Origin of the sequence: Streptomyces sp. NPDC057136 (assembly GCF_042670885.1) — a bacterium.
GTDB lineage: Bacteria > Actinomycetota > Actinomycetes > Streptomycetales > Streptomycetaceae > Streptomyces.
On the sequence record NZ_JBHUUV010000072.1, the window covers coordinates 1 to 6,956 of the forward strand.

The following is a 6,956-nucleotide window of genomic DNA, read 5'->3' on the forward strand; positions in this document are numbered from 1 at the left end:
GGCATACGGCCCCGGACCGATCGGTCCGGGGCCGTATGCCGTAGTACGTCTGTCGTTCGTCCCGCTCAGGCGCGGTTGTCGTAGGCGGTGATCAGCTCGCTGGAGCGCTTCACATCGGCGGCCATCGCCACGAGCAGCTCGTCGATCGAGTCGAACTTCATCATTCCGCGTACGTAGGCGAGGAAGTCCACGGCCACGTGCAGCCCGTAGAGGTCGAGGCCCACGCGGTCGATCGCGTACGCCTCCACGGTGCGCTCGGTGCCGTCGAACTGCGGGTTCGTACCTACGGAGATCGCGGCGGGCATCGCCTCACCGTTCACGTGCAGCCAGCCCGCGTACACGCCGTCGGCGGGGATCGCGGTGTGCGGCAGGGTCTCGACGTTCGCCGTCGGGAAGCCCAGCTCGCGGCCGCGCTGCGCGCCACGGACGACGACGCCCTCGACGCGGTGGGGCCGGCCGAGGATCTCCGCCGCGCCCGTCACATCGCCCTCGGCGATCAGCCGCCGGGTGAGGGTCGAGGAGAACGGCTGACCGCCACCGGCCTCGCCGCTCACGTAGAGGTCGATGACCTCGACCGTGTAGTCGTACGTCCCGCCGAGCTCGGTGAGCAGCGTCACGTTCCCGGCCGCCCGGTGCCCGAACCGGAAGTTCGGGCCTTCGATGACGGCCTGCGCGTGCAACTTGTCGACCAGCACCTTCACGATGAAGTCGGCGGGCGACAGCTTCGAGAACTCGGTCGTGAACGGCAGGATCAACACCGCGTCCACGCCCAGCTCCGCCATCAGCTCGGCGCGCCGGTGGTGCGGGGCGAGCAGCGGCGGGTGGCTGCCGGGGCGGACGACTTCGCTGGGGTGCGGATCGAAGGTGACGACCACGGCGGGAATGCCCAGCTCGCGCGCCCGCTCCACGGCACGGCCGATGATCAGCTGGTGCCCGCGGTGCACACCGTCGTAGGAGCCGATGGTGACGACGCTGCGTCCCCAGTCCTGGGGGATGTCCTCCAAGCCACGCCAGCGCTGCACTGTGACCGCTCCTCGCCCGAACCCGTGTACGTGCCTCTGTCCATTACGCAGGTCTAAGACTGCCATGCTCACGTCCCGCGGCCTGCATCGGCACCGTCATCGCAGGCTGTGACCGCTCCAGGGCCTCCAGCGTCCGCCGGGCACTGGGCCCGACGACGGCCGCCCATTCCTGCGGGGCGTCGGCCAGCCAGCCGGTGACCAGGCCCGCGAAACCGGGTACGTCGCGAGCGAGTTCGACGAGCCGGCGGTCGAAGCGCGCGGCGCCTTCCGGGGTCCGTACCAGGAGCATGCCTGTGCGGTGCACCAGCGCCCTCGTCCGGACCCGTGAGCGCGCCCCGGAGCCGGTCGCGGCGGCGCGCAGGAGGGCGTCGAGCACCTCGGGGTCCCTGCCGGTGTCCTGCTCGAACTCCAGCAGCACCTCCAGCAGCTCGGCCCGCAGCGGACCCGAGGCGGTGCTCCCGGGCGCGGCCAGGACCCGGGCGAGGGCGCCGCGAACGGGCGGCGGCGCGGGCCGGTCCCGCAGCAGGCCGGTGACCAGGGGCAGCAGCAGGGCGCGGGCGGCGGGGCCGTGTTCGAGCCGGATGTCGACGTACGCGGCGGCCGGCGCCCCGTCCCCGGGATGAGCGTGGATGTACTCGCGTACGAGATCGGCGGCGTGCAGCGCCAGTGCGGGGGCGTCCAGCCCGGCCAGCGCCAGGAGTACGTCCCCCGCTCCGTCGTCGGGGCGCGCCAGCCGCGCCCGGAGTGCGGCGAGGACGGGCCCCGGGTGGGCCGGGAACACCTCGGCGAGCAACGTCACCGGAGGCCGCGGGTCACCGGCGGCGAACACCCGCAGGGCCTGCGGCAGGTAGCGGTCCCTGGTCCCTGGATCGTGTACGAGGACGGTGAGCGCCGCTCCGTGCAGTGCGGAGTCGGCGAGGCGGGCGAGCAGGTGGAGGGCGGCGCCGCGCAGCAGGGCGCGGTCGGCGTCCGAGGCGGCGTGGGACACGAGGACCGGGGCGTACGCCGCGGCGGCGGCCCGCCGTCCGGGCCTGTCCTCGTCGCGCGCCCAGCGCTCGACGGCCCTGCAGAGCGCGGACGGCTCGTCCTCGGCGAGGGTGCCCAGCAGTTCCTCGGCGCGCGGGTGCGGGGTCGCGACGAGCGCGTCGGTCAGTGCGTCGACGTCCAGGTCACGGCGGGCGTAGAGCAGGGCCTGCGCGGCGGCGGCCACGGTGGGCCTCATCGGCAGGCCCTCCTCCGGGTGCAGGGCGCGCTCGTCGGTGAACCACTGGCAGAGCAGCGCCTGTACGGTGTGCGGGGCTGCGGAGAGCCGCCGGGCCACGGCATCGAGGTACCGCGCGTCCCCGTCGGCGCGCGGGGCTCCGTCGGCGGGCAGGAGCCGCCGCAGCAGATCGATCCGCTCCTCCTCGGGCAGCCGCAGCCGCTGCCAGAACCACGGCCCGAACTCCCCGTACGCCCCGAGCCGCAAGGGCTCGCTCCCTGCGACGGAACGCCGGGTGATCCGCCCGGCGAGCACCCGGAGCACACCGAGATACGGCCGCGCGTCGGGCACCCGGAGCAGACTCTCCCCGAGCAGATGAGCAGCCCACCAGACGGCGTCTCCGGTCCCCGCCGGGGCGTCCGCAGGGCCTGCCGTGCCTGGCGGGGCCGCGTGCCGGTTCTCGGCAGCTTTCCGGTCCCCGTCATTCCCGGCCGGCTGTGTCGAGAGCCGGTCGATCGCCTCGATGAGATCCGCCATGCGGTGCGCCAGCGCGGAGGTCCCCTGGCGCCGCCCGAGCAGCAGCATCGCCTGGATCACCGGGCCGATCCGGTGACGCGGCACGGGCAGCGTGCGGGGCTCCTCGGGCTCCGGGGCGGCACCGGATCCCGGTTCGGAGGCAGACCGGGGTGCCGGAACCCCGCGTCCGCTCCTGACCGCACGGCGCCGCGAGGAGGGCAGGTCCGTACCGTCCCCGCCTCGTCTCGACGGCCTGGTGTCGCCTCCGAGGGACGGCGGAAGCACGTCGCCGTCCCTCGGCGGGGACGGCCTGCCGCCGTCCCGGTACCGGGTCCTGCCGTCGCCGGCTCCACGCCCGGCCGGGGCGGGCGGCTCGTGCCAGCGGTGGACCAGGGCGTGCAGTGCCGCGTCCAGGTCCAGGTGGGCGCCCTGGACCCAGTCGCCCAGTTCCTCGTGGGCGAAGCGGTAGCCCACGCCGGCCGGGGTCAGGAGGCCCTCGGTGAGGACCGCGGATGCCCAGCCCGTGCGCCACGGAAAGAGTTCCTCGAAGGTCGTCCGGTCCAGTTCCCCCTGGCCCGGGCCCAGACAGCGCCGGGCCGCCTCGTGGACCTGGCCCGCCACCTTCGCCGCCAGCCGGCGTACCGCCGTGCCCCTGAGCCGCTGCTCGTCCCCCGCCGCGATCCGGACGGCGATACGGACGCACATGAGGTCCAGGTGGGCGCCGAAGACGTCCTCCGTGCCGGGCCGGCCGGGGACGTCCGGGGGCAGCGCTTCGCGTACCTCGGCCAGCAGGCGCAGGGTGAGCGGATGCCGGTCGTGGCCCGGGGTGATCGCACCGGGCGGGATGCCGTAACGCTCCCGGGCCAGTTCGGCCTGGCTCGCGGTGAGTTCGCCGAGGCGGACGGAAGGCGGCAGCCGCCTGGCGGGTCGCTCGGGGCGGTGCAGGGCCTCGGCCGGGTAGAGCGCCCCGGCGGTCTCCCAGTGCTCGGGGCGGCAGGCGACGACCATGCGTACCCCGTGGGTGCTCAGCCAGCCGGCCGTCCCCGCGGTCCACTCCGCGAGCCGGTGGGCCAGCAGCGGCGGCATCTCCTCCGGGCCGTCGAGCACGACGAGCAGGGGGCTGCCGGCCGTGCCGGCGAGCGCGGCCACGCGCTCGGGGGTGGCCGCCGACATGTCTCCCCGGGCACCGGCGGCGGCGATGATCCGCCCCGACCGCTGAAGGGTCCGGGCCATCGCGTCGGCAACGGAGGTGTCGTCGGCCAGCAGATCGGCGCCGCGCAGCCAGAGCGTGAGGGCGGGTACCGAACCCTGCGCACGGCGGGCGGCCAGGGCGGCGAGCTCGGTGGTGCGGCCGGTGCCGGGCGCCCCTACGAGGCCGAGCACCTGCCCCGTACCCGCCTCGAAGGCGACGAACGTCCCGGCGATGTCCGGCCGGTCCACCGGTTCCGTACGGTTGCCCGGACCGCCCAGCGAGCCGACCGACGTGGCGGTCAGCTGGTGGGCGCCCGCGAGGTTGAGGTCGCGTCCATAGCCCGGCACGGTCGCCGCGTTCCGCCGCACCAGGGCCTGGAGGAGATCGGAACCTTGCCCCGAAGACCGCCCGGTGAGCGGCACCGCGAGCCCTGCCGACTCGTGCCCGGCGCTCAGCGCCGAGGAGAGCAGGCCCAGGACCGCACCGGTCTGCGGGTCCAGCACCGGCCCGCCCACGGCCGTCCCGCCCGACCGCAGCGCGTCACGCCCGTCGGTGCCGAGGGCCAGGACCAACGCCGCGTCGATCCGGTGGCTGCGCCCCGCCGCGGTGTACGTCGCCGGGGTCTCCCCCAGCACGCGCGCCTCCCGCCACCCATGGGCGGCGATGCGTACGTACGTACCGGTCCCGGTCCGGTCCCGGACGGTCACCGGCAGCGGCCGCGAACCCAGCGCGTCGGGCCCTCCTGTGCGCACCAGGGCGAGGCCGAGTTCCGGCAGCGGTGTGATGTCGTCCGGCTCGACGGCGCAGTGGCGGCCGTCCCGCCCGTGAAGCGTCAGTGGTACGGATGTGGCGACGGCCTCAAAACTCGTGACGACCGTGCCGCGGTCGTCCGCGACGAATCCCGTCCCCCGCGGCCGGCCGGCGCGATCGCAGATTCTTACCAGCTCCGGCCGGTCCCCGCTGCCCATGGTCCGACCGTAGGTCGGCATTGATCAGCGCGAGTAGCGGACCGAGAAAAAGCGCCCCCCTGTGCCCCCCCTATTCACTCCGAGCGCCCGCCCATTGGGGTGAATTCACCGGGCTCAGTGGACAGAGCTCTCCAGGGGAGGGGGAACGTGGAGCGGGCACAGGGGGCACTGCCCGCTCCACGGCACAACGAGAGAGGCGGTGCGGGTCAGGCGAAGACGGCGAGGCTCTTGGCCTTGCCGTGCTGCTCCTCGACAAGCACCAGGAACTGCCCGTCGGGACCGAAGGCCGCGACGGGCCCCGGCGGATACGAGGGCATGTCCAGGCGGACCCCGTTGAGCAGCAGCTTGGCCCGCCTCTCGTCGACGTCCCAGCGGGGGAACGCCGAGGAGGCGGCCTCCGCGACGGGCATCACGGTCAGCTCCTGCTGGTGCTGGTCGAGCGTCTTGGCCATGTCCAGTCCGTACGGACCCACGCGGGTGCGGCGCAGGGCCGTCAGATGCCCGCCGACGCCGAGCCCGGCACCGAGGTCCCGGGCGATGGCACGGATGTACGTACCGGAGGAGCAGACGACGGAGACGACCAGGTCGACGACCGGGGTCCCGTCCTCCGCCACGGCCTCGCGCACGTCGTAGACGTCGAAGGACGAGATGGTCACCGGGCGGGCCGGGATCTCGAACTCCTCGCCGCCGCGCACCCGCGCGTACGACCGCTTGCCGTCGATCTTGATGGCACTGACCTTCGACGGCACCTGCATGATCGCGCCGGTCAGCGCGGCGACACCGGCGTCGATGCCGTCACGTGTGACACCCGACGCGTCGGTGGACGAGGTGATCTCGCCCTCCGCGTCGTCCGTCACGGTGTCCTGGCCGAGCCGGATGGTGCCGAGGTACTCCTTCTCGGTCAGCGCGAGGTGGCCGAGAAGCTTGGTGGCCTTCTCCACGCCGAGCACGAGGACGCCCGTGGCCATCGGGTCCAGCGTGCCTGCGTGGCCGACACGGCGGGTGCGGGCGATGCCGCGCATCTTGGCGACGACGTCATGCGAAGTGAAGCCGGACGGCTTGTCGACAATGACCAGGCCGTCCGGCGTCTTGTTCTGCTGAGTCATGCGGAGGCAGGGCCCTCGTTCTCGTCGGACTCGTCGGACCCATCGGTCTCGTCGTCCTCGTCCTCCGGCTTGCGGTACGGGTCGGCCCCGCCCGCGTATGTCGCGCCGGTCGACACCTCGCGCACCTCCGCGTCCTTGGCACGCGCCTTGTCGAGGAGGTCCTCGATGGTGCGGGCGTTGTCCGGGAGGGCGTCCGGCACGAAGGCCAGGGTCGGCGTGAACCGGACCCCGATCTGCTTGCCGACCTCGGAGCGGAGGACGCCCTTGGCGCTCTCCAGCGCGGCGGCGGAGGCCGCGCGCTCCTCGTCGTCCCCGTAGACCGTGTAGAAGACCGTGGCCTCCCGCAGGTCGCCGGTGACACGAGCGTCCGTGATCGTCACGAATCCGAGCCGCGGATCCTTGATACGCCGGTCCAGGGTCTCCGCAACCACGACCTGGATCCGATCGGCCAGCTTGCGGGCCCGCGCGTTGTCGGTCACCGGTCCGTCACTCTTCCTTCTGGGTTTGCTTTGCTTGTTCAGTCTTCGTCGCTGTGCAGCCGCCGTCGAACCGACAGCAGCTCCACCTCGGGGCGTCCGGCCACCAGCCGCTCGCACCGGTCCAGTACGTCTGTGAGGTGTCCGGCGTCCCCGGAGACCACCGCGAGGCCGATCTCGGCCCTGCGATGGAGGTCCTGTTCACCCGTCTCCGCCACGCTCACCGCGTACTTGCGCTGAAGTTCGGCGACGATCGGCCGGACGATGGAGCGTTTCTCCTTCAACGAACGTACGTCGCCGAGGAGCAGATCGAAGGACAGTGTCCCCACATACATGTATGTCCGGATGTCCCGCCGGTTCGGGTTCGTGCCCTGCCAGTGCTTGGCAGGGACACAAGAACCGTACACGGAACGGCCGGGGGCGGAAGACGGAAAAAAACACCGCGATACGCCCCCCCCGTTTTGGTTCGGGTGAA

General features: G+C 73.1%; 5 protein-coding genes. All 5 read right to left on the bottom strand.

The features are described 5' to 3' along the window. Nucleotides 1–65 precede the first annotated feature (65 nt). The 5 genes from ACFT7S_RS37825 to ACFT7S_RS37845 all read right to left on the bottom strand — a co-directional run bounded on the left by ACFT7S_RS37825 (nucleotide 66) and on the right by ACFT7S_RS37845 (nucleotide 6,816). Nucleotides 66–1,022 carry a bifunctional riboflavin kinase/FAD synthetase gene (locus tag ACFT7S_RS37825; RefSeq protein WP_382740844.1) on the bottom strand — a complete coding sequence of 319 codons (957 nt, stop codon included), beginning with the start codon at nucleotides 1,020–1,022 and terminating at the stop codon, nucleotides 66–68. Between the two features lie 43 nt (nucleotides 1,023–1,065). Beyond that, entirely contained in the window at nucleotides 1,066–4,899 is a 3,834-nt protein-coding gene (locus ACFT7S_RS37830) for a serine protease (RefSeq protein WP_382740847.1), read from the bottom strand. 206 nt (nucleotides 4,900–5,105) lie between these two features. Next, nucleotides 5,106–6,005: a tRNA pseudouridine(55) synthase TruB gene (truB, locus tag ACFT7S_RS37835; RefSeq protein WP_382740850.1), complete on the bottom strand. Its 900-nt coding sequence runs from the start codon at nucleotides 6,003–6,005 to the stop codon at nucleotides 5,106–5,108. Next, nucleotides 6,002–6,484, bottom strand: coding sequence for a 30S ribosome-binding factor RbfA (gene rbfA / locus ACFT7S_RS37840; RefSeq protein WP_382740853.1), 483 nt, complete (start codon nucleotides 6,482–6,484; stop codon nucleotides 6,002–6,004). The genes truB and rbfA overlap by 4 nt, the downstream gene beginning before the upstream one ends. 38 nt (nucleotides 6,485–6,522) lie before the next feature. Then, a complete protein-coding gene (locus ACFT7S_RS37845) occupies nucleotides 6,523–6,816 on the bottom strand; it encodes a DUF503 domain-containing protein (protein ID WP_382740856.1) in 294 nt (97 codons plus the stop codon). Nucleotides 6,817–6,956: the final 140 nt, after the last annotated feature.

Coding starts and splice junctions, on each gene's coding strand:
- ACFT7S_RS37830 (WP_382740847.1), bottom strand. CDS start 4,899: ATGGGCAGCGGGGACCGGCCGGAGCTGGTAAGAATCTGCGATCGCGCC.
- truB (WP_382740850.1), bottom strand. CDS start 6,005: ATGACTCAGCAGAACAAGACGCCGGACGGCCTGGTCATTGTCGACAAG.
- ACFT7S_RS37845 (WP_382740856.1), bottom strand. CDS start 6,816: ATGTATGTGGGGACACTGTCCTTCGATCTGCTCCTCGGCGACGTACGT.